This is a genomic window from Vibrio wakamikoensis (genome assembly GCF_050337275.1).
Taxonomy (GTDB): domain Bacteria; phylum Pseudomonadota; class Gammaproteobacteria; order Enterobacterales; family Vibrionaceae; genus Vibrio; species Vibrio chaetopteri.
In genome coordinates this window covers 123,672-147,375 of the sequence record NZ_JAKJST010000021.1, presented here as the reverse complement: position 1 = coordinate 147,375, position 23,704 = coordinate 123,672, and the positions used below count along the sequence as shown (strand labels likewise).

24 protein-coding genes are annotated in these 23,704 nt (G+C 44.4%); 14 read left to right on the top strand and 10 right to left on the bottom strand.

The genetic code is table 11. The features are described 5' to 3' along the window. Window positions 1–29: 29 nt before the first annotated feature. The gene (locus L4C42_RS12885) at window positions 30–662 is read right to left on the bottom strand and encodes a hypothetical protein (protein WP_353499367.1); all 633 of its coding nucleotides are present in this window, start codon (window positions 660–662) and stop codon (window positions 30–32) included. A gap of 58 nt (window positions 663–720) precedes the next feature. Beyond that, window positions 721–1,365, bottom strand: coding sequence for a helix-turn-helix domain-containing protein (locus tag L4C42_RS12880; protein ID WP_353499366.1), 645 nt, complete (start codon window positions 1,363–1,365; stop codon window positions 721–723). 198 nt (window positions 1,366–1,563) lie between these two features. Here L4C42_RS12880 and L4C42_RS12875 point away from each other — a divergent pair, with 198 nt between their 5' ends. The 4 genes from L4C42_RS12875 to L4C42_RS12860 all read left to right on the top strand — a co-directional run bounded on the left by L4C42_RS12875 (window position 1,564) and on the right by L4C42_RS12860 (window position 4,493). Continuing rightward, a complete protein-coding gene (locus L4C42_RS12875; RefSeq protein ID WP_353499365.1) occupies window positions 1,564–1,800 on the top strand; it encodes a DUF2164 domain-containing protein in 237 nt (78 codons plus the stop codon). A 169-nt stretch (window positions 1,801–1,969) separates the two neighbouring features. Then, entirely contained in the window at window positions 1,970–2,512 is a 543-nt protein-coding gene (locus tag L4C42_RS12870; RefSeq protein ID WP_353499364.1) for a cytochrome b, read from the top strand. After that, entirely contained in the window at window positions 2,509–3,078 is a 570-nt protein-coding gene (locus L4C42_RS12865; RefSeq protein WP_418642943.1) for a YceI family protein, read from the top strand. Before L4C42_RS12870 ends, L4C42_RS12865 begins: the two co-directional genes overlap by 4 nt. 332 nt (window positions 3,079–3,410) lie before the next feature. Beyond that, window positions 3,411–4,493: a YadA C-terminal domain-containing protein gene (locus L4C42_RS12860; protein ID WP_429760749.1), complete on the top strand. Its 1,083-nt coding sequence runs from the start codon at window positions 3,411–3,413 to the stop codon at window positions 4,491–4,493. 156 nt (window positions 4,494–4,649) lie between these two features. On the opposite strand, the gene focA is transcribed toward L4C42_RS12860, so the two are convergent. Next, window positions 4,650–6,098 carry a formate transporter FocA gene (gene focA / locus L4C42_RS12855; protein WP_353499361.1) on the bottom strand — a complete coding sequence of 483 codons (1,449 nt, stop codon included), beginning with the start codon at window positions 6,096–6,098 and terminating at the stop codon, window positions 4,650–4,652. 394 nt (window positions 6,099–6,492) lie between these two features. On the opposite strand from focA, the gene L4C42_RS12850 reads away from it, so the two are divergent. Both L4C42_RS12850 and L4C42_RS12845 read left to right on the top strand, forming a co-directional pair. Beyond that, window positions 6,493–7,398, top strand: coding sequence for a LysR substrate-binding domain-containing protein (locus L4C42_RS12850; RefSeq protein ID WP_353499360.1), 906 nt, complete (start codon window positions 6,493–6,495; stop codon window positions 7,396–7,398). Between the two features lie 126 nt (window positions 7,399–7,524). Continuing rightward, window positions 7,525–8,037, top strand: coding sequence for a DUF1097 domain-containing protein (locus L4C42_RS12845; protein ID WP_353499359.1), 513 nt, complete (start codon window positions 7,525–7,527; stop codon window positions 8,035–8,037). 79 nt (window positions 8,038–8,116) lie between these two features. Here L4C42_RS12845 and L4C42_RS12840 read toward each other — a convergent pair whose 3' ends face one another. Beyond that, complete coding sequence (locus L4C42_RS12840) at window positions 8,117–9,796, bottom strand: DUF2813 domain-containing protein (RefSeq protein WP_353499358.1); 1,680 nt, start codon at window positions 9,794–9,796, stop codon at window positions 8,117–8,119. A gap of 251 nt (window positions 9,797–10,047) precedes the next feature. Between L4C42_RS12840 and L4C42_RS12835 the strand changes: the two genes are divergently transcribed. The 3 genes from L4C42_RS12835 to L4C42_RS12825 all read left to right on the top strand — a co-directional run bounded on the left by L4C42_RS12835 (window position 10,048) and on the right by L4C42_RS12825 (window position 12,677). Continuing rightward, on the top strand, window positions 10,048–11,754 hold the full coding sequence (locus tag L4C42_RS12835; RefSeq protein WP_418642946.1) for a bifunctional metallophosphatase/5'-nucleotidase: 1,707 nt from the start codon (window positions 10,048–10,050) through the stop codon (window positions 11,752–11,754). A gap of 130 nt (window positions 11,755–11,884) precedes the next feature. Then, entirely contained in the window at window positions 11,885–12,052 is a 168-nt protein-coding gene (locus tag L4C42_RS12830; protein WP_418642947.1) for a hypothetical protein, read from the top strand. A 49-nt stretch (window positions 12,053–12,101) separates the two neighbouring features. Beyond that, a complete protein-coding gene (locus L4C42_RS12825) occupies window positions 12,102–12,677 on the top strand; it encodes an SOS response-associated peptidase (protein WP_353499355.1) in 576 nt (191 codons plus the stop codon). Window positions 12,678–12,690: 13 nt separating this feature from the next. Here the strand turns inward: L4C42_RS12825 and L4C42_RS12820 are convergent, their stop codons facing one another. The 3 genes from L4C42_RS12820 to L4C42_RS12810 all read right to left on the bottom strand — a co-directional run bounded on the left by L4C42_RS12820 (window position 12,691) and on the right by L4C42_RS12810 (window position 14,231). Further along, window positions 12,691–13,044: a DUF1428 domain-containing protein gene (locus L4C42_RS12820; protein WP_418642949.1), complete on the bottom strand. Its 354-nt coding sequence runs from the start codon at window positions 13,042–13,044 to the stop codon at window positions 12,691–12,693. Between the two features lie 329 nt (window positions 13,045–13,373). Next, entirely contained in the window at window positions 13,374–13,622 is a 249-nt protein-coding gene (locus L4C42_RS12815; RefSeq protein WP_353499353.1) for a YgjV family protein, read from the bottom strand. Between the two features lie 291 nt (window positions 13,623–13,913). Further along, window positions 13,914–14,231: a DUF496 family protein gene (locus tag L4C42_RS12810; RefSeq protein WP_006072802.1), complete on the bottom strand. Its 318-nt coding sequence runs from the start codon at window positions 14,229–14,231 to the stop codon at window positions 13,914–13,916. 189 nt (window positions 14,232–14,420) lie between these two features. On the opposite strand from L4C42_RS12810, the gene L4C42_RS12805 reads away from it, so the two are divergent. The 5 genes from L4C42_RS12805 (at window position 14,421) to luxQ (ending at window position 19,464) form a co-directional block, all read left to right on the top strand. Beyond that, a complete protein-coding gene (locus tag L4C42_RS12805) occupies window positions 14,421–14,630 on the top strand; it encodes a hypothetical protein (RefSeq protein ID WP_429760744.1) in 210 nt (69 codons plus the stop codon). Window positions 14,631–14,673: 43 nt separating this feature from the next. Beyond that, the gene (locus L4C42_RS12800; protein ID WP_429760742.1) at window positions 14,674–15,342 is read left to right on the top strand and encodes a YceH family protein; all 669 of its coding nucleotides are present in this window, start codon (window positions 14,674–14,676) and stop codon (window positions 15,340–15,342) included. Between the two features lie 64 nt (window positions 15,343–15,406). Continuing rightward, a complete protein-coding gene (locus L4C42_RS12795; RefSeq protein ID WP_353500205.1) occupies window positions 15,407–15,700 on the top strand; it encodes a GIY-YIG nuclease family protein in 294 nt (97 codons plus the stop codon). Between the two features lie 69 nt (window positions 15,701–15,769). After that, the gene (locus L4C42_RS12790; RefSeq protein WP_353499350.1) at window positions 15,770–16,873 is read left to right on the top strand and encodes an autoinducer 2-binding periplasmic protein LuxP; all 1,104 of its coding nucleotides are present in this window, start codon (window positions 15,770–15,772) and stop codon (window positions 16,871–16,873) included. Window positions 16,874–16,890: 17 nt separating this feature from the next. Continuing rightward, window positions 16,891–19,464, top strand: a complete 2,574-nt coding sequence (gene luxQ, locus L4C42_RS12785; protein WP_353499349.1) for a quorum-sensing autoinducer 2 sensor kinase/phosphatase LuxQ — start codon at window positions 16,891–16,893, stop codon at window positions 19,462–19,464. A gap of 97 nt (window positions 19,465–19,561) precedes the next feature. Here the strand turns inward: luxQ and L4C42_RS12780 are convergent, their stop codons facing one another. The 3 genes from L4C42_RS12780 to yccS all read right to left on the bottom strand — a co-directional run bounded on the left by L4C42_RS12780 (window position 19,562) and on the right by yccS (window position 23,565). Beyond that, window positions 19,562–20,821, bottom strand: a complete 1,260-nt coding sequence (locus L4C42_RS12780; protein WP_429760740.1) for a hydroxymethylglutaryl-CoA reductase — start codon at window positions 20,819–20,821, stop codon at window positions 19,562–19,564. Between the two features lie 191 nt (window positions 20,822–21,012). Then, entirely contained in the window at window positions 21,013–21,174 is a 162-nt protein-coding gene (locus L4C42_RS12775) for a hypothetical protein (RefSeq protein ID WP_353499347.1), read from the bottom strand. 216 nt (window positions 21,175–21,390) lie between these two features. Then, on the bottom strand, window positions 21,391–23,565 hold the full coding sequence (gene yccS / locus L4C42_RS12770; protein ID WP_353499346.1) for a YccS family putative transporter: 2,175 nt from the start codon (window positions 23,563–23,565) through the stop codon (window positions 21,391–21,393). Between the last annotated feature and the right edge of the window lie 139 nt (window positions 23,566–23,704).

The window sequence follows — 23,704 nt, the reverse complement described above, 5'->3', positions numbered from 1 at the left end:
GTTGGTGGATAACTCGCAGAGCAGGCGAGTTAGAGTGTTGCTACAGCGTAAAGCTGGACGTATTTCATCACCCGCTCACCGGAGCAAGGTTTGGTTAACGGATGCAGGTAGGTCAGGTAACTTGGATACAGTTGACAGCGCTGAGATAGTTCTTGGCTCATAGATGTGTCAGAACCGAGCAGTTTGACACCTTGTTTTAAGTAATGGCTGTCGTCTTCAGGGAGCTCATCACTCCACCAGTTAATCAACGAGCGACTCTGATGGCACCGGCTCAGCCAGTGATCGGCGAGTACGACCAAAAGATCGCGCTTTTGGACGGCGTATTGATATTCCGCCAACCATTCTTGAACTAAAGAAAAGACATGCTCGCGACTGGTTTGATTTCCGTTTACAAAGTGATACGCCAATACCCAAATGGTGCCATAAGGTGTACAAACGCGATAGGCGCAACGTAACTGGCTATTACCTTCTTCATCGAGTGGAGCGATACTCACATCAAGTGCATGCTGCTCTATGTCTGCTTTAAGTCGCCGAGCGAAAGCTGCAGAGAGGTGGCGACTCGTTAAGCCGCCATTGTGTACGGCAGGATAGTGCTGAAGACATAGCGCCTGACAATCGGTTTGGAACCGTTTAAAACTCTGTACCACTGTGTCGAGAAGCATGACTCATTCCTTGTCTTTGCACGAATGACCTGATTTGAACTCAGGCCATACTGGCTTCCTAAATCCGTTTTTCCCAAGTGCCCCAACGTACTACGCCTAAAATCTCAATTTCATCGTCTTGAACCTGATGTATTGCGTTCTTCGACGTGTCGTCACCATACCAGACATGAATAGTGGTACCGACCTTAACCAAAGTAAAAAAGTCTGGGTGTGGATTACCCGGTAAGCGAGCCAGAACGATATCGTCATTGATCCACTCTAACTCGCGATTTACCAACGCTACACAGTCCCATTTGTAGGAAACGCCCCCGCCAACTGGATACAACACAGCAAAACAGTTTTTATATTCAGGAGGGACGGGGATAGAGCCTTTACTCGCTGCTGTGCCTGTCTCAAGGAGTTCGCTTACTTCTGCTCGGCTGTATACCGACAACATAGTCGCACTGCTGCTTGCAGCCTTGTTGAGTTCACTCGGGTCGGTGTTTTGATTGCCGACGCCAAAGCACAGCCAGTGAGGTTGCACATTAAAGTAGGAGGCGATTAGCGATAAATCTTCTATGGATGGGTATGTCCGTGTAGGGCCTTTTGTTAGATATCGACCAATGGTGGCTTTTCCTTTGCCGATGGCTTCCGCAAGTTCGTGGTTGGTGATTTTGTTTGCCTTGAGCAGCGCTACTATGCGCTCTTGATAGCCGTAATCCATGATTCCTCCATATGTTCGCTCATAGTGTAGTTTATGGGTATCAGAAATGAAACCAAGAGATACAATAATGTTTGAAAATGAGATGCGTGCTAGAGGTTTGGTGTGTGATCCATTATGTAAATTTACCATTTAGGTTTGAAATCATTACGTTATCCTCCAAACTGGTAATCAAATTTGTAACAAAAAACGAGGCTAAGCATGTTTGATACTAAGAAAAGGGCGGCAATTGTATCAGAGCTACAAGACTACTTTGAGCGCGAGTTGGAAGCTGAATTGGGACAATTTGATGCCGAATTCCTGTTGGACTTTTTGATAAAAAAACTTGGACCCGCCTTTTACAACCAAGGACTCGAAGATGCGAAGGGCGTGTTGGATCGACGTGTTGCCGATATTGCAGATGAGCTTTACGAAATTGAGATGCCGGATGACTTATAACTTCACAGCGTGTGCATCGAATAAGGAAGCTTCAACATGTTCAAAAATATTGAATGACTTCATCAATGGAGTGTTGTCGTTAAACTGTCAATTTAAGTAAATACTGTGTCCTATAGGTTGATGAGTTGTTAACATAACAGGTAATTCACGCGGAATCATGGAATTAACGATGGCGGTAAAAGAAGTAAAAAACTACAACCCTGTAGCAAGAGCATTACATTGGCTCTCTGCTATCGTGGTGATAGGCATGTTTGCTGTAGGTCTGTGGATGGTTGACCTGACTTATTACAGTCAGTGGTACAAAACAGCCCCGGACTGGCACCGTTCGGTGGGTATTTTGCTTGCGATGGCGACGGTATTTAGATTGGTTTGGAAACACATAACCATAGCACCAAAGGTCGAAGGCAATCAGTTTGAAAAAGTGGGGGCGAAAGTTGGCCACATCGCTATGTACGTTGCCTTGTTTGTCATTTTTGCGAGTGGCTATCTCATTTCTACCTCAGATGGTCGCGGTATAGACGTCTTTAATTGGTTTACCGTGCCAGGTTTGGGTGAACTATTCCCAAATCAATCAGACATTGCGGGCGAAGTGCATTTCTATGCTGCTTGGTTCGTCATACTTGCCGCTGCTGGTCATGCACTAGCTGCGTTGAAACATCACTTTATAAACAAAGACAACACTCTTCGGAAAATGTTAGGAGTTTCGAAATGAAAAAGACACTAATCGCTACTGGAATGGCCGCGGCAATGCTATTGCCACTAGGTGCAAACGCTGCAGACTACGCTATCGACACTAAAGGTGCTCACGCTTCAATCAACTTCAAAGTGAGCCACTTAGGTTATAGCTTTATCAAAGGCCGTTTTAACACATTTTCTGGTGATTTTAGCTACGACCCAGCAAACGTCGAAGCGTCATCAGTGAACGTTGTCGTTGATACAACAAGCCTTGATTCAAACCACGCAGAGCGTGACAAGCACATTCGTAGCTCTGACTTTATCGATGCAGGTAAATTCAAAGAAGCAACATTTAAGAGCACAAGCGTAAAAGACAATGGCGATGGCAAGCTAGATGTAATGGGTGAGCTTACTCTACATGGTGTAACACAGCCTATTACTATTGAAGCGGAATTCATTGGTGCCGGTCAAGACCCTTGGGGCGGAAAACGTGCAGGCTTCAACGGTACTACTCGCCTAGAATTGGCTGACTTCAAAATCCCAGTCATGGGCGCATCAAGCTACGTTGACATGGAGCTGCATGTAGAGGGTGTTCAGAAGTAGTTTCGACAATCACTTCCAATCAAGCCCCGAGTAGAATCTTGGGGCTTTTTTTATTCCTTAAATTCAACCAATTGACTTCAGACCCTAATTTCATTTCTAACGCTTATCTAAGTAATTTAAACATCAATAGGTTACTCACGAAACTTTTTTATCAATAGGATGCGCTCCGTGTTCGAAGCGAGCACGACGGATGCAAGCACCGGGCAGTAATGGGGTGCATGCGGAAACACGTAGTTATCTCCAATGGATGACTGCGCGTTTGAATAAGGCGAAAGGAGAGTCGCCAGATAACAAATTCCTATTTTCCTTATTGATACGAAGAAACCTATTTTATGAAAAAGACATTTATCACACTTGCACTTACTTCTGTTTTCGCTATGCCAGCCTTGGCTGCTACTAACTCATTTGGTTCTATTGAAGATGTGCAAAAGTATTTAGCTTCCCATGACGTTAAACCTGTAGAAGGTAAGTATGGTAATACTGACCTTTACACTAAAGGCGGCCACCACATTGCTACAATCAAGAACAATGGTTCTGGTGAGTACGTTGTCGTTGATCAAAACGAACCTGCTGGTAAAAATGGTGAGCGTCATTCTTACGAAGTTCGTGTAGACAAAGATGGAAGCATTACTCACATCGATGGCAAGCGTCCAGAAGCTAAAGAGCTTCCAGTTGATCCGGGCCGCAACACAGTTATCGAAGATAATCCAAACCCTGATTACGATGTATTTGATGCTGCTGACGTAGTAGATGCTACTCGTAAACATCTAGATGAAAACAATCTTACTGTTAATGATGACGGTCAAGTTTTCAATAACAGCACTGGTGAACAAGTAGGTCAGATCACTACTACTAAAGATGGCGGCGCTAAGATTATTGGCTTCGACGAAAATGGTAAAGAAACTCACATTTCAGTTGATTCTCACAGCGAAGGTCAAGTGAAGGTTAAGGTTGAAGAAAAGCAAAACAACGATCCTGCACCACTACCAGATCCAAAAGCGCCAGTAACTATCGATGACATGCACAGCATCTATAACGAAGTTGGTAAACAGGCTGATACTGCGTATAACACGCTAGATGGTAAGATTAACTCAAACAGCAAGAAGATTGCTGGCCTTGAAACTGAAATGAAGAAGATGGGCGACAAGATGCTAGACCTAGAAGACCGTATGGACGGTGTTGTCGCAACTTCTCACGCTGTAACTAACGCACGCCCAATGGTTCAAAACGCTGGCGAATTTGCGATGGGAGTCGGTATTGGTGCTGCAGGCTCTAAACAAGCTCTAGCTCTTGGTGGCGCTTATCAGTTCTCTCAAAACTGGTCTGCATCGACAACAGTAAACTACGAAACAGCAGGCAAACGCTCTAAATCTCAACTATCTGCAGGTGCTGGCGTACATTACCGTTTTAAGTAATTGTCATTGGTTATCTCAGCGAATATGAACTAAACGCAACATAACGTCACGCGTCAAAACTATATAAATGGCTTAAAACTAAGTTGCCCCGGTTTTTACACCGGGGCTTTTTTCGGCCAAACGACTTATTTCCTAGCCAAAAAAGGGTGTGTTGTATTACGCAGATTCAAGCTCACGTTCAACAACATTCAAGCGCTCGCCGTAGATAGGGCGGACACTTTTCATTACTTCAGCTCTTGATAAAACGCCAACCAAGACACCATCTTCTAATACAGGCAACACGTGTGGTTTGTTTACTTTCATCGCTTTAGCACGTTCTTCTAGGGAAAGAGTCGTGAAGCTTGTGGCGATGCCCATTGAACTTACTGGATACAACTGCTCTTTATCGATACAAAGAAATTCAGCCACGTCGACCAACTTCTCTGACGCATTGATAGCGACAACATCACGGCTCATTAGGTCGACCACTTTCTGACCTTGCTCAGGGATGTAGTCTTGGCACCACAAATCAACCATCACATCGTGTACAGAGAAGAAACCAACCAAACGACCTTCGATGTCCGTCACTGGTGCACTTGTTAGGTTGTGATCCAAAAGTGTATCTAGAGCAACAGCTGTTGGCATTTCTACGCTTAGTGTTACTGGTTGAGTGTTCATGATGTCTTTTACGATGATGTTGTTGTTCATTTGCGTCTCCTTTACTGACGTAAGTTCAGTGGTTTGTGTAATTGCAGTTACGTTTGCTGCTTTTAGTTGTGGTCTGCGGTAGATGCTCCAGTTGGCAAGTCCTACCAAAACCGAACCACCTATAATGTTTCCTAGCGTGACTGGTATAAGGTTGTTCGTTAAAAAGTGAATCGGTGTTAGGTCGCTAAACTGCGCTTGGGTTGTGCCCGTTGCTGCCCAGAATTCAGCACCTGCAAAGTTTTGAATCACAATGCCCAGTGGGACCATAAACATGTTTGCGACACAGTGTTCAAAGCCACTGCTGACAAACATCGCGACGGGTAAAACCGTCATTGCGGCTTTGGTCATCGCATTTGCGCTGCTAAACGTTAGCCAAATTGCTAAACACACCAGTAGGTTACATAGAACGCCCAAAGCGAAAGCCTGTACCCATGTGTGATGCAATTTATGCTGTGCAATATGCAGAGCGTTGAGTCCCCATTGACCATTGTCCATTTGGTAAAGCCCTGCGGCAGAGACAATCAAAAGCAAGAACATTGCGCCAATGAAGTTTCCAACGTAAACCTTTCCCCAAATTGAAAGCATTTTGCTAAAGCTAATTTGTTTATTTGCCCAAGAGATGCTCGAGAGCACCGAGCTGGTAAACAATTCGCCACCGCATATCACGATGAGAATCAACCCCATACTGAATGCAAGACCGCCTGCTAGCCTGCTTAAGCCCCATCCCGCATCTGCACTTCCCGTCGTTACCGTGATGTAGAAAAGAAATGCCAAGCCGATAAAGGCGCCTGCCATAATGGCTAAGCTCATTGTCATTCCACTGGTTTTTTTAGCTTTACTTAATGCGAACTTTTCAGCTTCTGCCATCATTTCCAATGGCGAGAAGAGCAGATTGTTTTCGGAGCTAGCCGATGCCATTCCTTACTCCTTAACCTCGTTAGTGTGTGAATCGCCCATTTCATGTCCCCTTACTTGATTGAAACAAAAGTGATTGAGATAAAAGTGCGAGAACAGAGCCCCGTGCTGTGTTCGAATCTAGATTAAGGGCATTGGTGGGTAGTGGTAAAATTGATAATATTTAAAATCTAAATCAGAAATATTGATAACTTGTCTGCACAAGGTAGAATAAGGCCTAAAGTCCATAACGTACTGTTTTTTGGTGAGAGATTAGCGAGTGTTGAGATTCTTAATCGATGAAAAAAACAACAGTAATTTTTCGTTGAAACCTCAACATAAGAGAAACTGATTGAAACAGTTCAGGATTTGCTATGAAACACAGTGTTTTAAGATTTAAGTGGTGAAAGGAAAACGGATGCGATATTCATTAAAACAACTTGCCGTTTTTGATGCCGTAGCGGATACGGGAAGCGTGAGTCAAGCTGCTGACAAATTGGCTTTGACACAATCCGCAACGAGTATGTCATTGGCACAGCTAGAAAAAATGCTTGGTAGGCCGTTGTTTGAAAGGCAAGGCAAGCAAATGGCATTAACCCATTGGGGTGTTTGGTTAAGACCGAAAGCCAAGCGCTTGTTGCAAGATGCTCAGCAAATCGAAATGGGTTTTTATGAACAACACTTGTTGAGCGGTGAGTTAAAGTTGGGTGCCAGCCAAACGCCAGCTGAACATTTGGTTCCAGACCTTATCAGCGTTATTGATAACGATTTTCCAGAGATGCGTATTTCGCTCGGGGTAAAGAGTACAGATTCTGTTATCGAAGGCGTTTTAGATTATAAATACGACCTTGGCATCATCGAAGGGCGCTGCGATGACAATCGCATTCACCAAGAAATCTGGTGTAGAGACCACTTAACCGTCGTTGCTTCAGCGCATCATCCGTTTGCTCGCAGAGAGCGTGTCAGTTTGGCTCAGTTAGAGCAAGCGCGCTGGGTATTGAGAGAGCACGGTTCAGGGACGCGAAAGATCTTTGATAGTTCAATTCATCATCTTATTGCCGATTTGGATGTATGGCGAGAGTATGAACACGTGCCTGTACTGAGAAGTATGGTGGCCAATGGTCAGTACTTAACGTGTTTGCCTTACTTGGATGTCGAGCGATTTGTAGAATCCGGTCAACTGGTCGCATTAAATGTACCTGAGCTGGAAATGGAGCGAACTCTGTCCTTTATTTGGCGCGCTGACATGACGGAAAACCCGCTTGTGGAATGTGTTAAACGTGAGGGATTAAGAATGATGAAGGGCAAACCATCAGTGTTTTAGTGATTTTGATCACTGTTTTGATGTAATGAAATGTACGCAATGTCTTTTGTTGTGATTTTGATCGCTTAAATATGAGTCTATATTCGTTACCTTAGATTGAAATTGAATCAATTATTGGTCGACGATATGAGTCCGTTAATCGCTATTTCTGTTACAACAGGCATTCTTTCTGGTATTTGGGGGTGGGCAGCCTTGTCATTGGGGCTGTTGTCCTGGGCTGGTTTCCTTGGATGCACCAGTTACTTTGCGTCACCAAAAGATGGTGTAACGGGGCTTGCGCAAAGCTTACTGACTAATATGTCGGGCGTCGTTTGGGCTATGGTCATCATTCATGGCTCGTCACTGATCAATATGGAAATCGCTGGGTACGTAATGACCGCTTTGGTGTCATTTTTCATGTGTATTCAAGCTAAACGAGCGTGGCTTCAGTATATCCCTGGCACTTTTATAGGTGCATGTGCCACATTTGCCGCTGATGGCGCTTGGCAACTCGTGGTTCCATCTTTGGTATTGGGTGGCTTGTTTGGTTATGCAATGAAAGCGAGCGGCCTTTGGCTGCACAAACAGCTTAGTAATAGTGGTTCGGACACCAGTAATTCAAAGGCGAGCAACACTAAGACGGCATTGGCGAATGATTGATTAACGCCTGTATTCTATTGAAAAGACCCTATCAGAATTTCTGATAGGGTCTTTTTCTTAGCTCTAAACTCATCACCGATTAAGTGTTGCCGTTAGCCATTGTGATAACTCTTCTTAAGATCCACCGTATTAAAACAGGAATACTGTCGACACCTTTCTCTTCGCACTCTGCGACGATAGCTAGCGCCAAGTCAGGCTTAGCAAACTTCTTGAGCACTCGCGCCACCACTTTTTTAGGAGGGATAGGGTGGTCATGAGGGATTTTGATAAGATCCCTAAAGAAAATTTCAAATCCATGAACGTAGAGATAGTGCTCAATATCTCTGTCCGGTAGCTCGGTTAGGTGATGACGTGGATGCTCGCCGTCCAGTTGATGAAGTACGGTTGCCGCGTATTTCTTACCTGCTGCATCACCATCGGTAACCACATGCCAGTCAATACCAAAGGCTTTTGCTACCTTGATGAGCGATCTTAGCCCTGATTGGGCAAACTCAATGATTTGTACTCCCTCGGCTGCTAAGTTATATCCACATTGGTTGGCAAGTTCATTGAACAGCCATACTTCCGTTTCACCCTCAACCAGTAGCCAACAACGCGCAAATAGGGCTCGGGAACGATGAAATCTAATATGAAAGCCGACTCTACGAAGTTCATCTTTGGTGAGACTATTGGTAGCCAAGGATTTGGTGATGGTTTTGTCAGATTGCCTCACTAAGCGTCTGATAGATGGCAAAGGAACGGCACCCAGTAAATCGCTACTGTTAGTCGTCAGTATTTTTTGCATCGGCAACATTTGCAACAAGCTCCAAGCGCGAGCTAAATGAGTAGGATGCAAGCGGCCTTCAGGATCCTCTATTATGAGTATCGGACGCGCACAGCGGCGTAGTTCATTCGGTCCTTTAGCTTGGAGGTAGGCATTAAGCAAACCAAGTAACAGGAGTCGTGTTTGATGGTTTTTGGTTTCGTCTATGACCTGGGCAAGATTTTGTTCACTGTTAGGGCGAGAGAAAAACACTCCGTCGCGTTGTCCTTTGGTCGTCTTACGTGAATGACTTTTGAATGAAAAGTAATGCTCTACTAGAGCTTTCATCGATGTAAGACTGCTTTTAATTTCCCCCTTATTGACGTGACCAGGAATGGCCATTAACCGTCTAACCGTATTATTGATCCGTTTTTCAGAACGAGCGTTCAAGCCATTTCCGTTGCCATTGCCGTTAATGCTGCTTGCAGCGACGGGATTACCATTGTTTAAGCCTTCCTGTTGGTACAAACGGCGAGAGTCGCGCAATCGTATGACCGGATGCAACGTCATGAGCTCTTGTGCAATTTTTTCCGAATGATGCAGCATCAGTGGAGCGCCTTCAGGGTCTAGGAAATTGTATTTCTGAGTGATGTCATAGCCATCAAGCGTTGCACTGATGCGGTAATAGAAGCGATTTGTGCCATCTTCGTCTTGAAACCAAATCGGTTTGAGTTTTCTGTAGCGTCCCGACAAGGTTTCGTTACGTTCAGTAGAAACAAAAGAAAGTACAATCTGTAGATGTTGTGTTTGAGGATGTGCCGCAGCGTGATCAACGTGAAAGTCTTTCATTTCGAATGGATAAATTCGTCCGTCGGCAGGAAGCGCCACATTCAACGCGTCGAGCAAAGAAGACTTGCCCCAGGTGTTCTCTCCAATGAGCGTAGTGAGATCATCCAGCGCAATGGAGAGGCGTTTGATTCCGCGAAAGCCGGAAACATCAATACGTTCTAGCTTCATCCATTTCTCCCAACCAATTCATACTATCTACTTCAATTATAAGTCGCTTTTTACAAAGCAACTGTAATCAAACTCATAAATGACTAAGTAATTTCAGCCGGTTAGCGGTTTTTCTTTCTCTAACAAACTTGAATATTAGTGTGATTAACATCATAAAGAGACCTGTTATGTCGGTATGTGATTTCATAAAATTCATTGGAATGTCACATAAAGCGCGCTACCATCACTAGTACGATAAAAGAGAAGATGCGATGACAAAAAACAATAAGCCTCTTTCGCTCACAGTAGCGCACATCAATGATACACACTCTTACTTTGACCCCACGTCACTTGCGTTAAGCATTGCCCACAATGGGTATCAATGTCAGCCATATGTTAGCGCTGGTGGATTTGCACGTATCGCAGCTCGCGTTAAGCAGCTAAAGAACTCTCACACCAGCGATGACTTTTTGTTTTTACATGCTGGAGACTGTTTTCAAGGCACTTTGTATTTCTCGCTATTTAAAGGTGAGGCTAACGCTGTCATGTTGAATGCGCTTGGTATTGATGCAATGGCGCTTGGCAATCACGAACTTGATATGGGCAACGAGCCGGTTGGCAAATTTGTGCGTGAGATAGATTTTCCTCTTCTCGCTGGCAATTGGAACGTCTCCGCTGAACTACGTAAACAGTACCCGCTTAAATCTCATCCGAAATTGATGGATTTTGACCAACATACACAATCCGCGAAATGGATTGAAAAGCAGGTCGGTGACGAGCGAGTCGCAATCTTTGGCTTGTCGCTCGATAAGATGGCTGATATCGCAAACCCAGATTGCGACACCACATTTGAGCCTTGTGTCGCTACCGCAAAAGCAACGCTAGATGCGATTCACGACCGAGGTATCAATAAAGTCATTCTGTTGAGTCATATGGGGTACGAAGCCGATCTAGCGCTTGCTGAAAAAGTCAGTGGCATCGGACTCATAATTGGTGGGCATAGTCATGTGTTACAGGGTGACTTTTCTTCGTTAGGAATCAAGTCTCAAGAAAATTATGGTGTTCGAATCAAAGGGACTTACGTTGTTCAAGCTGGGCATCACTCGATGACACTTGGACATTGTCGAATCGTCTTTGCAGCGAACGGTCAAGTTAAGGGTTTTGAAGGGCGAAATGAGCTGTTGGTTGGACGTCGCGTATTTATGGATGTTCACGGCGAGCATTCTGCAAGCGATATTGAGCAAATTAAGCAACAGATCCATGCTCATGACTATGTGGTTGTGGTAAAAAAAGATCCTGAGGTAAAAGCAATACTGGCTGAAAAATACCAGCCTCAAGTAAGAGCATTACAAAATCAGACGATAGCCCATGTAGATTCCGAGTTACGTCATGTTCGACTGCCAGATGAACTTGGTCCAAGCCAACTTGCTCCCTTAGTCGCTCATTCATTTTTGTATACGATGCAGAGTCTGGGGCATAAGGTAGATTTTGCTATGCACAACGCGGGAGGCGTTCGCAATTCACTAGGTGTTGGTGCGGTGTCGGTTGCCGATGTTGCAGGAAAATTGTTGCCGTTCGCTGTGCCGATTGGTTTGTATCGAATTAAAGGTATCGACATTCCAAAAATACTGGAAGGCGCGCTCGATAATGCATATAGCAACGGTGTACAGGGCACGGGCTCTGGTAGTTATCCCTACACTTCGCAACTTGAGTTTCAATATGACGCAACTTTACCAAAAGGAGAACGTGTCTTTAATGTAATGGTTGCGGGAGAGGCATTGGATGAAAATCGCGTTTATACCGGAACATCAAGCGCTTATACCATGAAAGGCAAAGAAGGCTATGATGCGATAAAAAATATGCTTGATAGTGGAATTGTCACCACATGGTCGATGGCTGACTGTTTTATCAAGATGTTATCGGAACAGCCGGATAGCGTGCGCCTCTCTTCCCAGAAAAACGCGGGCTTGCTTCCATAAATAAGGAACAGTTTTTGCTTTATTTGAACCAATCTACGTAAAGGTCGTCTGTTACTAATGGGTGACCGCCACATTTCATCGGAGGGAATATGTGGAACAAAGATTGGGTTGATACATTTGTTGTCGTTGGATGGATCGGTGCATGGTCACTGCTGGTTTACTTGATACCCAGTGGTATGCTTTGAGTCCGGAAGTCTGGGGTTTGGCCGAGTACAACATCCTCTCGGCCTATCCAGACGCGCAAGCAAAGGCGTTCCGTCCTAAAGCTATGGGGGAATGGTTGAAGCGTCAAGGGTAAACACATGCAATACGTTATAATATAGCCGAACGAGGAGTTTATTTAACGAATGTGCGGCCGACTTAACATTATCGATGATCCTTTTAGCCACTATGTTTCAGAGCAGCTGGGTATTGTGTTTTCTGCACAACCCAGGGAAGAGGCATTCCCGTCTGAATCCCTTGAATGCGTGGTTGCAGGATACGACAAACAGCTATTTCAACTGCCGTTGGCTTGGGGAATTAAACCGACTTGGAGCAATAAACTTATCATTAATGCCCAAGCAGAAACCGTTCAAACAAAACCTACTTTCTCACATGCATACTCTACTCATCGAGCTATTGTTCCTTGCTCGGGTTGGTATGAGTGGAAAACTGAGCCAAACGGAACCAAATCTAAGTATCTTTTTCAATCCGAAAATGATCGACCCTTATACATGGCTGCTGTGGGCTATCCTGATGCAGGCCAAGTTGTGACATTAACGACTGAACCAACAGATAGCTATAAGACGTTTCATCATCGCATGCCATTGATCTTATCGGCTGAGGATGCAGCGTGTTGGCTACTGCCGTCTAGCACTAATCACACCGGGTTACTTAGCCGTTTAGTCGACGATACCTACTGGAAAGTAATCGCGATAGGATAGTAGTGTATATAGGCTACTCGTTGACCAAGACTGAGAATCCACCATAAATTAAACGCTTCGTATCAAAGGGCATGGCGGCCATCTCTTGTTGGATCATAGGATCATCAAACACTGCCTTCATTCCAGCATCTCGCACTTCCTTTGACGGCCACGAAATCCAAGAGAAGACGACACATTCATTGTCTTGTTTCATCACTGCTTGAGGAAAAGAGGTAAGTTGTCCTTCAGTAACATCATCTTCCCAACATTCAATGACAGACAGCGCGCCGTGTTGCTTGAAAACGGAGGCGATCTTCAGGACATGCTCTCTATATAACGCTTTGTTTTCTTTTGGAACCGCCGCTACAAAACCATCCACATATTCCATCACTGCCTCCTAGAAAGAATGAGAACCTAACCCATAGTATGAACCAATATCATGAGTTTAGCGGATAACAAGAGGTATTGATGGTTTCAATCTATTAGGGGTGAAGATACACTGAGTGCTAAACAGCTACATAGAGAAAAACAATGTTCATTTTGATTCGCCTTCTAAAACTTGCCGTCATTTCAGCGGTATTTTTCACCATTTATGACCTCATTGCGTTCGGTGAAATCACTTGGTTCAGCCGTTTCTTTGGCTAGTGTTTGGATTGATAAAGAAAGCCTCGACACAGTCGAGGCTTCTTAAATGGGGCATTATTTGCATTCTGTCGACTAAGCGTTAGATTCAGCGCTCGTCCCACTTTTTTTTTGCATTTGCAGCAAGAAGTAGACGTTTACGCATGCAATGAAACCATTAGTAAGGACGACTGGCATAGAGTCGATTGCCAAACCGTAAGCGGTAAATAGGGCACAACCTACAAAGTTAAGTACACGTAGTTTAACAATGTCTTTCATTGTTAGTGAGATTGCGACCATGATCGATGCTGCGTAACCAAGTAATTCAACCATACTGAAGTCCATAATTTCCTCCTCAAATATTGCCAGGGGTGCTGGTACCTATTCTTCTCATCATGAGAATGTCGAGGAAGCTCCTTGCCTCGAATGGTGTTACCGTGATTTGCAGACACTATAGCAGCCTAAATTCTGTGATGAAACCGTCAAATTTGGATACGGAGAAGGTTAGCGATTACGCAAACGTTTTAGTGCGGGAGAGTCGATAGTTGAGAGGGAAAATTGTTGAAACTGTCAATAGATGTTGTGGGCGATCAAAAAGAGCCTGCGAACAGGCTCTTTAGTGCTCGGAACAAGAAATTATTTCTTACCTTGAACCATTTGCTTGTCTTCTTCAGTCAGCTCACGGATACGACGGCTGATGTCACGACGAGCTTTTGAAATCTCAGCGCTCTTGATGATATGGTCATCAACACGGTCTTCGTAGTCTGCTTTCATGTTTTTGATGATAGTGACGATTTCATCGTGCGTCATTTCTGGCTTGATGTAGTCCATCAGGTTTTCTAGTAGGTCGACACGCTTACGGTTGTCACGAACCTTCTTCTCGTTGTCTAGCAGTTCACGTTTTAGTTTGTTCTTGCGACGTGCTTGCGCAACGATTTCAAATACGCTACTCATGTTTCCTTTCCTAATTCGTGTGGGTATCTGTCTTGATTAAAACACAACAAACCCATCTATAACAGACCTTAGATCAATACTCATTGGCTATTGCTTAGTTTGTCGCCACTCAGTAGAAGAAACAATTGAGTTACAGTAAGAAATAGCGCTATGATTTCAAACAACAAGGTTTTTAACGCAAAGTAATTCATGTCACTGTTATCTCAAACTTCATTAGAATCCGACAACAACACTGTCATCTCAACCGATAAGCTATCACCAAAACAAAGGCTTAAAGGGGCGTACATATGTGAGCGTAGTAAGCTAGAGGTAGTTGAAGTCGAACTCAATCGAAGTAAAGTCGTCATGATCGACCAAGATGGTAAACTCATAAAAGTACCGTTTCTGTCGGAGCATTGAGCTTGCTTTGTGACACTGTAGCGGACTATAAAGGAATACAATAATGAACATCGAACTGTCCCCAGTTGAGGCGCGCGTCATTGGCTGCCTTATCGAAAAAGAAATCACTACTCCGGATCAATATCCACTTACGTTGAATAGTTTGACGACAGCGTGTAACCAAAAAAGCAATCGCGATCCTGTGATGAGCCTGAGCGATGCCGACGTACAAGATGAAGCTACTGCATTGATTAACCGTCGATTACTGAGTGATGAAAGTAGCTTCAACAGCCGCGTGTCTAAGTTCCAACACCGCTTTTGCAATACTGAGTTTGGTGATCTAAAGCTCAATGAACAGGAGAAAGGCATTGTATGTTGTATGTTGCTTCGTGGTGCACAGACTCCTGGTGAAATTCGGACTAGAACCAATCGACTTTGTTCATTCACCGATGTGAAAGAAGTTGAAGCGACTCTTGAAGCTATGGCATCTCGTGAAAATGGTGCCTTGGTTGTGAAACTACCACGTGAAGCAGGTAAGCGTGAATCGCGTTATATGCATTTGTTTAGCGGTGAGGTGGATATCGAACAACTTACTCAGGAAGCAGCGTCAGGCAGCGTTACTGGTGTAGTAGCGTCTGCTGGTCAAGCGCGCATTGAGGCGTTGGAAGCGGAAGTCGAAGCTTTGAAGCAAGAGCTTGGCGAGCTAAAAGCATTGGTAAATTCTTTATTGTGAGCGGTGAGGCGGCTTAGGCCGCCTTTTTGTCATCGGATAGCTTTGGTAATGAAATTACTTGTCTATGTCTGAAATCGATACCCCAGCTGAGTGGTTCGTATACTTAATTCGCACGGCTGAAGATAAACTCTATTGTGGCATAACCAATGACCTAGAACGTCGATTCAAGCAGCACGAAGCAGGCAAAGGGTCAAAAGCACTGCGTGGTCGAGGTCCACTAAAATTGGTATGGAGCCAAACACAGCAAAGCAAAAGTGAGGCGCTTAAAACGGAAATTGCGATAAAGAAGTTAAATAAGAAACAGAAAGAGCAGCTCGTTGCCAACGAAGAAAAATTCATCATTAAAGCCAGCGTTTGATTGCGAAAACTGGCTGAATTGCACCTCATTGTATACACTTGTTCTTAAACACAAAAATGTACAGAACAGATGCGCAAATTACATACGTTTTTCACCATAATATTGCTTGCAGCGCCTTCTTTCACAATCTCTGCAAATACTATCCTGTCTGATTATTGGAATTATCAACAGTTCCTGAAAACGTACCCGAAACAAAAGCAGCTCGCTGAACAATTGCAACAAACTGTCCTTGAAAGTGCAGTGCCCTTGTCGGTCAAGCAAAAAGAGCCAGTGACTATCTCTGTTGTTTATCCAGGGCAGCAGGTGTCTGACTATTGGGTAAGGAACATAGAAGCGTTTGAGCGTCGATTAGAAGAATTAGGTGTTGCCTATGAGCTAAATCAGGTTTTCACTCGTCCCAACGAAGACTACCGACAGCAAAGTGCATCGCTGATGGAAGCGGTCAAAAATAATTCGGGCTATCTGATCTTTACCTTAGATACAACAAGGCACCGCAAGTTCATTGAGCATGTTTTGCATTCAACCGATATAAAGCTAATCCTACAAAATATCACTACGCCAGTAAAAAGCTGGGCTGATAACCCACCATTTATGTATGTTGGCTTTGATCACGTCAAAGGAAGCTTGTTGCTCGCCGACTATTTCAAACAACGTTTCGGTGGTGAACAGACAAATTACTCAGTGTTGTATTTCTCTGAAGGGTATGTGAGTGATGCTCGTGGCGGTACTTTCATTGAACAAATGGATGCTCAAAAAAGCTTTAACTTATCTACATCTTATTACACCAAAGCGAATCGAGAGAGTGGTCGAGAAGCGACACTCAATGCGATGCAGCAGCATCCTGATGTAGACTTTATCTACGCTTGTGCAACAGATGTCGCTTTGGGCGCAACAGATGCACTGCGTGAGCTCGGAAAAACCGATGTCATCGTCAATGGTTGGGGTGGCGGCTCTGCTGAGTTGGATGCCATTCAGCGTGGGGACTTGGATGTCACTGTTATGCGAATGAATGATGATACTGGAGTGGCTATGGCAGAAGCAATCAAGTGGGATCTCGAACAAAAACCGGTACCACAAGTCTATTCGGGCAGTTTCGAGTTAGTCACCAGTGAAGACAATGCTCAACGAATTGAAGAGCTTAAATCTCGAGCATTTCGTTATTCTGATCGATAGTCGCGTGTGAAGTTTGTATGCCATTAACGGATTTTAATAATCGTAAAACTCTCGCCACACTGATCACACGAACTGTGATTACGGTAGTGGGGGTGTTCACGTTCGCAATGCTGATGCAAAGCTGGCAGTTAAGTCGTGACATCGTTCGAGAAGAAGTTCAAAAGAGCGCTAGGCAAACTAGTGCATTGGTTGTTAACTTTTTCAACTACCGCTTAGCCTCGTTACAAATTCTGCAAGACAGCAACGCAAAAAGTGATGCTGTAGAGAGTTTTTTTGAAACTTTCGATGCTAGGCTGCTCGACTACTTTTTTTTACGAGAGGATAACCTTCAGCCTTCGAACGCTCCAGACTTTCGTTTTATTACTCGCAGTGATGACATTGTATGGGATGACGGTAATGCACTGTTTTATGGACTGGAGCAAAGCAGCCTAGCAACACTAAATGTGGCAGCCGGAAAAAACAATAATTGGAATACGGTAGCGGCCGGATCGCAGCTTGGAGAAAGGCATATATTGTTGCGCAGGACACCGATTGTCGATCGTTCTTCTGGTGAAGTGCTCGGACAGCTTTTTGTCGGGGTCATACTTGATGATAACGCGGGGCTATTAACGAGTCTATTGCGCGGTAGTAACAGTGATGATGTCATTCTAAAGTATGGAGATGCAGTGATTGCCTCTTCTATTTCGTCTGATGATAGCTACACACAAGCATCCGTTGTATCTGTCATTAAAAGCGGTGAGGTTGATCTCAATAAAATACTCGTTACCGAAACGCCACTATCGATTGGTAGTCAGCTATCTAAGCTGACGGTTTACTCTATTCAACGTAATCCCGGTATTCTAGCTCTTCGAAATAGCTACCTGTTTTGGATTTTCCTCTCTTTTGTGGTGATCACCATCACTTCCGTGATAACGAGACGCTGGTTAAATGGCCGAGTCACCAAGGAGTTGGCGAAGCTGATGGTTTACACTCGAATAGCGGGCAATACACAAAAGTTTGAACATTTCTCTGGCTCGACTATTCATGAGTTCAATCATATCGGTAAGACGTTGAGTAACACGTTTGAACGTCTTTCTGAGCAAGAAAGGCTGTTCCAAGACCTGTTTAACTTCTCCTTGTCTCCAATCATCGTTTGGACTGAAAATTCCACCATATTGCAGATCAACCCATCAGCTCGAAAAGCACTTGGTTTAGAGCGCAACGCAGACAGTAGTGATGCGCTGCAGTTTCGCCAATTTGTCGATGAAATGAAGGTTCAAGTCGACAAGGCGAATCATGGCGTGACCATTACCGGTATCGATGTTCCGATTAGTGACATGGTATATCGTTGGAACTTGTCGTCTATCCAAACTCGTAAAGATAAGAAGTTGGTTCTATCGCAAGGATTGGATATCACCAAGTTGGTGGAAGCAGAAAAGCAAAGTGAGAAGGCAAGAGAAGAGGCCGAGCGTGCCGCAGTGGCTCGTACCGAGTTTCTTGCTAAAATGAGCCACGAAATACGCACGCCGCTTAATGGGATTTTAGGTATTTCACAGCTGTTGAAAAAAGAAGCCAAACAGACGCGTTATCAAGAGCAAATCGACGTACTGTGTAACAGTGGTGAACATCTGCTTGCCGTGTTAAACGATATTCTTGATTTCTCTAAAATTGAAAATGGCAGTTTTAAGCTTGAGAAACACAGCTTTAGCTTTAAAGAAATTGTGACCGCTCTTGATGGCATTTACCGACCTTTATGTGATGAAAAGTCAATTACATTGAAGATCGATAATAAGTTGCCAATTGAGACCGTGTTGTTCACCGATCAGGTTCGCCTAAATCAAATTCTTTTTAATCTGTTGAGTAATGCGATTAAATTTACGCATCTCGGCCAGGTAAAAGTCTCCTTCAGTATGACTCGTCATCATTCAGACGAGACTGCTCAGCTGCTTATTGATGTTGAAGATACCGGTATTGGTATTCGCCAAGATCAACTTGAACAGATCTTTGATCCGTTTGTTCAATCAGAGTCTACGACAACACGGGAGTATGGAGGCAGTGGATTAGGCTTAGCTATCGTCAGAAATCTAGTAACCATACTTGATGGTGATATCACTTTGACCAGTGAAGTCGGGGTCGGAACGCAGTTTAAGCTAACGTTACCTGTCGAAATCATTGAGGGTGCGTCTGCGCTTGCCGTAGAGGAAACGGAAATCGATTTCAGCTTATTTGATCGTGAAATATCGGTGTTACTGGTGGAAGACAATCATACCAATGCGTTTATTGCTAAAGCTTTCTGTGAAAAGTATGGGATGCATGTTGTCTGGGCGAAAGATAGCCAAGAGGCACTTAACTATATCGATAGTGCGAACTTTGATTTAGTGCTAATGGACAACCAGTTACCGAGTGTGTCGGGAATTGAGATCACCAAGCAAATACGCCAAGAATACAATAAAACATTGCCGATTTACGCCTGTACTGCGGACAATCAAACTTCGACACGTCAGGCATTTTTCGCCGCGGGCGCCGACTTTGTTATCGTTAAGCCGATTAAAGAGAAGTCTCTTAACGATGCGTTGCGCCACTTTAAGCAGTTTCATTATTTAGCTGCTTAGTGAATAACTGCTTAGCAACTCTCTTCTTAGCAAGAGAAAAAACAAAGCAAAAAGGATGCCTCTGCATCCTTTATTCGGTTTACTGCTTGAGAATACGTTATCTCGCTAATTTGTGATGAGCTCGCGAGAAGTGGCCAGCGCAAAAAGCACCAACAATAGAAAGCTCTCCAGCTAAACAAAGGGTTGCAGCTACTTCTGCCAATGCTTGGGATTGTCCAGAACCGTGCAGACCAAGTAGATCTAAGCACGCTTTCTGGCTCGGAAGTCCAGTACCACCGCCGACAGTGCCTACCATCAAATTAGGTAGGGTTACACTTGCGTAGAGCTCACCTTTTTCAGTGACTTCCATACGGGTCATCCCAATTGCAGATTCTGCTACGCAGGCCGCATCCTGACCGCAGGCAATATAGAGGGCTGCCAGAGCATTGGCATAATGTGCATTGATGCCAATCGTGCCACTAAGTGCGCCGCCGACTGTGGTCATTTGGCCGAATTGAGCCATCTTTTTGGGTGTGGTATGCAGATACTTCTCAATCAGCTCTGCTGAGATTGTTACTTCAGCGGTCACTTTTTTACCACGAACACTACGTAAAGTTTGCGAGTTTGCTTTTTTGTCGCCGGATAAGTTGCCGTCCAAAAACGCATAATCTGGTTCGATTGGTGTGTTGGTTAAGATGTAGTCAAACACCACATTAGTTGCGATGGTCACCATGTTTTGACCAGAAGCATCACCGGTTAAATATTCGAATACCAAGTAGACATGATTGCCCTCGATATTAACGCTAACATCACTGAGCTTACCGTGAGAAGTGGTTGATTCCGCCAACGCTTTAAAGTGATCGAACTGAGTTACCAACCATGCGACAAACTGACCGGCTTCAATTAGCGATTTGAATGCGAAACCAGGCGTTCGGGTCACACCTTCATTTAATAGCATCGCACTGGCACCACCGCAGGCAGTAATCAGGTTAGCACCGCGATTGTACGATGCCACGAGGGCTGCTTCTGTTGTCGCTAGTGGGACTTGGTAATCGCCTTGTGCAAAAAGGCCATTGACCCGTAAGGGACCGGCGGTACCTACTGGCATTTTTAGCGTGCCGATAAAAAACTCGATATTTTTTTCATAGGCTTGCATTTGCGATTCAGTATGAGCATCAAAAAGCTCGCCTCGTGCATTAGGATTGTCTAGGGTTTTCCAACGATAGTCGACGTTGCGTTGCGTGAGGTAAGGACTGCGATTCACCCTGTTAGCAGGCGAGTCAAACTTGGGCGTGAGTCTTTGTTCGAACTCAGACATTGCGAGCTCGTCACCTAAATTGTTTAGGTAGTCACGCTTGTGAAGATTTACTTTTGGCATGTCGATGTTTGTCAGTCAGTTTGAACGGGGATTCTACCCACATAGACAAGAGATACAAGGTATGGTGGCAAAGTTCTGTGACATCATATTACAGACGTACGCATTTTGAACCGACAACTGTTAGCGTAGGACATAGTTGTGGGGCAATGTGCTTAATCGCGCTATGTTTCGCGAAACCGCTGGGGCAGGGTTTAGCGAAATAGTTGTGATAGGGCAGTTAGCTCTTCATCGCTTAGTAAGTTATCAGAGTTGGGTTGTAGCTGTGAGCTGATTTCACCTTGCAGTGCTTTGAGTTGTTGTGGTGATAGCTTTTTTAGCTGTTCTTTGAGTTGTTCAAATTGCTGTGTTGGCATAGTAACACCCGTAATGACGCAGTTTGGTTGATCGTGGTTGTCTCTTGTGCACAAGCGGCTGAGTTCCTTTCGATCATCGATGATGAGTCGCTATAGTGAGTATTCTATAAATTGATTCTGTGAATTTTGTCCGAGAAATGTAAGAGGGCGTCAATAGCTTGGTTAACTACGTCATGTCAATGCAAAGACTGCATTAACATGACGTTTACTATCAGGTTAACTTTCTGGTGTTGTTTGTGATAGTGCTTCGGGTTTCAGGTGTGTCGACAACGTTTGCAATTCAGGTAGCATTCGATAGATCAAGTGAAGCTGTTGCAATACCATTCTTGCAGAACGATCGTCTTCATCTCGCCATTCTGAAAGTCGTCTATGAATATCAAATTGATCGACAGTTGTGTGGGTTGCGTCACTCCCAGTGCCTGATAAATTCTCTTCTATTACTTCAATATGTTGATTAATACTTCGGTGTGCCTCGAGTACCAATAAATGAATCGATTCATCATCAAGTCTCTGGCGATGCGCGCCCAATGCTGAAATGTAACTCAGCAGGGCATGGTTAAGCGTCAAAAAGCGAAAACACTCATCTGTATCTAATTGATAACGATCCGGCTCAGCAAGCATGTTAGAGATGGCTTTGGATAGGTTCGCATCCGCATTATGGGCATCGCGCCTCGCGATTCTGTAGCTTAGATCATCTTTCTTGCCTACGCGATATTGCCCAATGATTTGCAGCAAATACAGGCGGTTGGTTTTTAGTGCCGAGACCATGATTTTCGATAAACGTTTCGACTCCCAATCGGGAAGAATGAAATACACAGCACAAACAGCCAGTGCACAGCCAATGAGCGTATCCATTAAACGTGGAAGTACTACCGCGTAGCCTTCACCAAGTTGATGAAAGCAAAGCAGAACTAGGACAGTGATAAAACCCGTTGCGTAACCGTAATTATTGAGTCGAAACGCGAAGAACATGACACCAGAAATGACCAAGAGTACGAGTTGGCTCTCTGTGGATGGAAAAAGGGTAAGCAAAGGTACCCCAACCAGAAGGCCAACGACCGTACCAGCAATTCGGGCGGTGAGCTTTTGGCGTGTGGCACTGTAGTTTGGCTGACAGACAAACAATGTGGTTAGCAGGATCCAGTAACCTCGTTCGAGTTCGAAAAATTGAATGATCCCGTAACCCAAAGTCAATGCGCAAGACAAGCGGATTGCATGGCGAAGCAACAAAGAATCTAATGTGAAGCTGGATTTTATTTTGCGCCACATAGCTAGTGGTGTGTGAGCGTTTGTATCGTCTAGCACATTGTCATCTTGATTGACGATGTCAGGATTGCTGACATTGCTGAGCAGCTTCTCAACGGTAGCTAGATTATTAAATAGGTAGTGAATCTGTACTAATAATGGTTTCCACTCCGGACGATTTTGTGTTTCTAAGTATTCGATAGAGTCTTGAAGTTCAACCAGTGCGTTGAGTGAATCATTACTGTGAGAATACTTGTTACCAAGTTTCAGCGCGTGCGCGATGTTCTTACAGGCGATGGATTGCATTTCAAGCAAATGCTTAAAGCGAAACAGCACATCTGAGTGTGAAAAGGAGCTAGCGAGCTCTTGATAACGGTAGTGACTGGAGCTCACTCGCTCATGGATATCTTGAGCGATAAAGTAAACTTGTAAAAAACGATCGCTTGGCCCGTCAACATGTCCACGTTTCGAGCGGTTAAGCAGTGTTGTTTTACACTCATTGAGCGCGTATACAGTACAGGCGTTAAGGCTGGCTTCTTTCAGGCGATGTGGCTGGGGGATGAGGTTTCGCGTTGGATGAAATAGATTTCGTTTCGCGTCTAAATACAAACTTAGTTCGTTGAATACATTAGAGAGACTTTGCTGCACTGGCTGTAGCGGCCATAAACTGTTCCAAACCAACGAAACAAGGTAATACCAAGAAGCACCGCCCAAAAGCAGTGTAGGTTGTGTCCATAGATCACTACTTTCACTTGCCCCTAACATGGTGTAGATAGCCACTAATAAAGAGCCAAAAGCAATACTGGTATATCTAGGGCCGATTGCCCCCAGAAGTACAAAACCTAAAGTCGAAACAAACAGACCCGCTGCAAAAAACCAGGGTGTATCAAATAATAGTTCGATTGAAAATGAGGCAATGGCAAAACAGATCATCGTTATGATGAGAGCTTTCAATCTGCCAGTGAAGCTGTCGTCGCTTTCTGCCAATGCAGCAGCGATGACACCAAGAATTAATGGGGTAACCCAAGTTTGCTGCTCTAAGTACCAAGCGGGAATGACCACGCCGAGCAGAGCAAATAGCATCAGAACGCTGTAATTAAATGTTTTGTTGGCCCATAGGAGGCGAAGTTGACCAAGAATGCTCACAATTGACACAGTGTAAGTGATAAGAAGCGTTATCTTAACAGAAACTTAGTGTTAATGGTGAGGATGGCTGAGGTGATTTGCACCATCATAAACACAAATGCCAAAGCTACATTAGTTGTAAGCTTTGGCATTGAACTTG

Bases quoted from the DNA above. Each gene is read 5' to 3' on its own strand.
- L4C42_RS12800 (WP_429760742.1), top strand. From the start codon at position 14,674: ATGAACATCGAACTGTCCCCAGTTGAGGCGCGCGTCATTGGCTGCCTT.
- L4C42_RS12820 (WP_418642949.1), bottom strand. From the start codon at position 13,044: ATGGAATATGTGGATGGTTTTGTAGCGGCGGTTCCAAAAGAAAACAAA.
- L4C42_RS12790 (WP_353499350.1), top strand. From the start codon at position 15,770: ATGCGCAAATTACATACGTTTTTCACCATAATATTGCTTGCAGCGCCT.
- L4C42_RS12825 (WP_353499355.1), top strand. From the start codon at position 12,102: ATGTGCGGCCGACTTAACATTATCGATGATCCTTTTAGCCACTATGTT.
- L4C42_RS12805 (WP_429760744.1), top strand. From the start codon at position 14,421: ATGTCACTGTTATCTCAAACTTCATTAGAATCCGACAACAACACTGTC.
- L4C42_RS12875 (WP_353499365.1), top strand. From the start codon at position 1,564: ATGTTTGATACTAAGAAAAGGGCGGCAATTGTATCAGAGCTACAAGAC.
- L4C42_RS12870 (WP_353499364.1), top strand. From the start codon at position 1,970: ATGGCGGTAAAAGAAGTAAAAAACTACAACCCTGTAGCAAGAGCATTA.
- L4C42_RS12860 (WP_429760749.1), top strand. From the start codon at position 3,411: ATGAAAAAGACATTTATCACACTTGCACTTACTTCTGTTTTCGCTATG.
- L4C42_RS12865 (WP_418642943.1), top strand. From the start codon at position 2,509: ATGAAAAAGACACTAATCGCTACTGGAATGGCCGCGGCAATGCTATTG.
- L4C42_RS12885 (WP_353499367.1), bottom strand. From the start codon at position 662: ATGCTTCTCGACACAGTGGTACAGAGTTTTAAACGGTTCCAAACCGAT.
- L4C42_RS12835 (WP_418642946.1), top strand. From the start codon at position 10,048: ATGACAAAAAACAATAAGCCTCTTTCGCTCACAGTAGCGCACATCAAT.
- L4C42_RS12810 (WP_006072802.1), bottom strand. From the start codon at position 14,231: ATGAGTAGCGTATTTGAAATCGTTGCGCAAGCACGTCGCAAGAACAAA.
- luxQ (WP_353499349.1), top strand. From the start codon at position 16,891: ATGCCATTAACGGATTTTAATAATCGTAAAACTCTCGCCACACTGATC.
- focA (WP_353499361.1), bottom strand. From the start codon at position 6,098: ATGGCATCGGCTAGCTCCGAAAACAATCTGCTCTTCTCGCCATTGGAA.
- L4C42_RS12840 (WP_353499358.1), bottom strand. From the start codon at position 9,796: ATGAAGCTAGAACGTATTGATGTTTCCGGCTTTCGCGGAATCAAACGC.
- L4C42_RS12775 (WP_353499347.1), bottom strand. From the start codon at position 21,174: ATGCCAACACAGCAATTTGAACAACTCAAAGAACAGCTAAAAAAGCTA.
- L4C42_RS12845 (WP_353499359.1), top strand. From the start codon at position 7,525: ATGAGTCCGTTAATCGCTATTTCTGTTACAACAGGCATTCTTTCTGGT.
- L4C42_RS12880 (WP_353499366.1), bottom strand. From the start codon at position 1,365: ATGGATTACGGCTATCAAGAGCGCATAGTAGCGCTGCTCAAGGCAAAC.
- L4C42_RS12830 (WP_418642947.1), top strand. From the start codon at position 11,885: ATGGATCGGTGCATGGTCACTGCTGGTTTACTTGATACCCAGTGGTAT.
- L4C42_RS12815 (WP_353499353.1), bottom strand. From the start codon at position 13,622: ATGGACTTCAGTATGGTTGAATTACTTGGTTACGCAGCATCGATCATG.
- L4C42_RS12780 (WP_429760740.1), bottom strand. From the start codon at position 20,821: ATGCCAAAAGTAAATCTTCACAAGCGTGACTACCTAAACAATTTAGGT.
- L4C42_RS12795 (WP_353500205.1), top strand. From the start codon at position 15,407: ATGTCTGAAATCGATACCCCAGCTGAGTGGTTCGTATACTTAATTCGC.
- L4C42_RS12850 (WP_353499360.1), top strand. From the start codon at position 6,493: ATGCGATATTCATTAAAACAACTTGCCGTTTTTGATGCCGTAGCGGAT.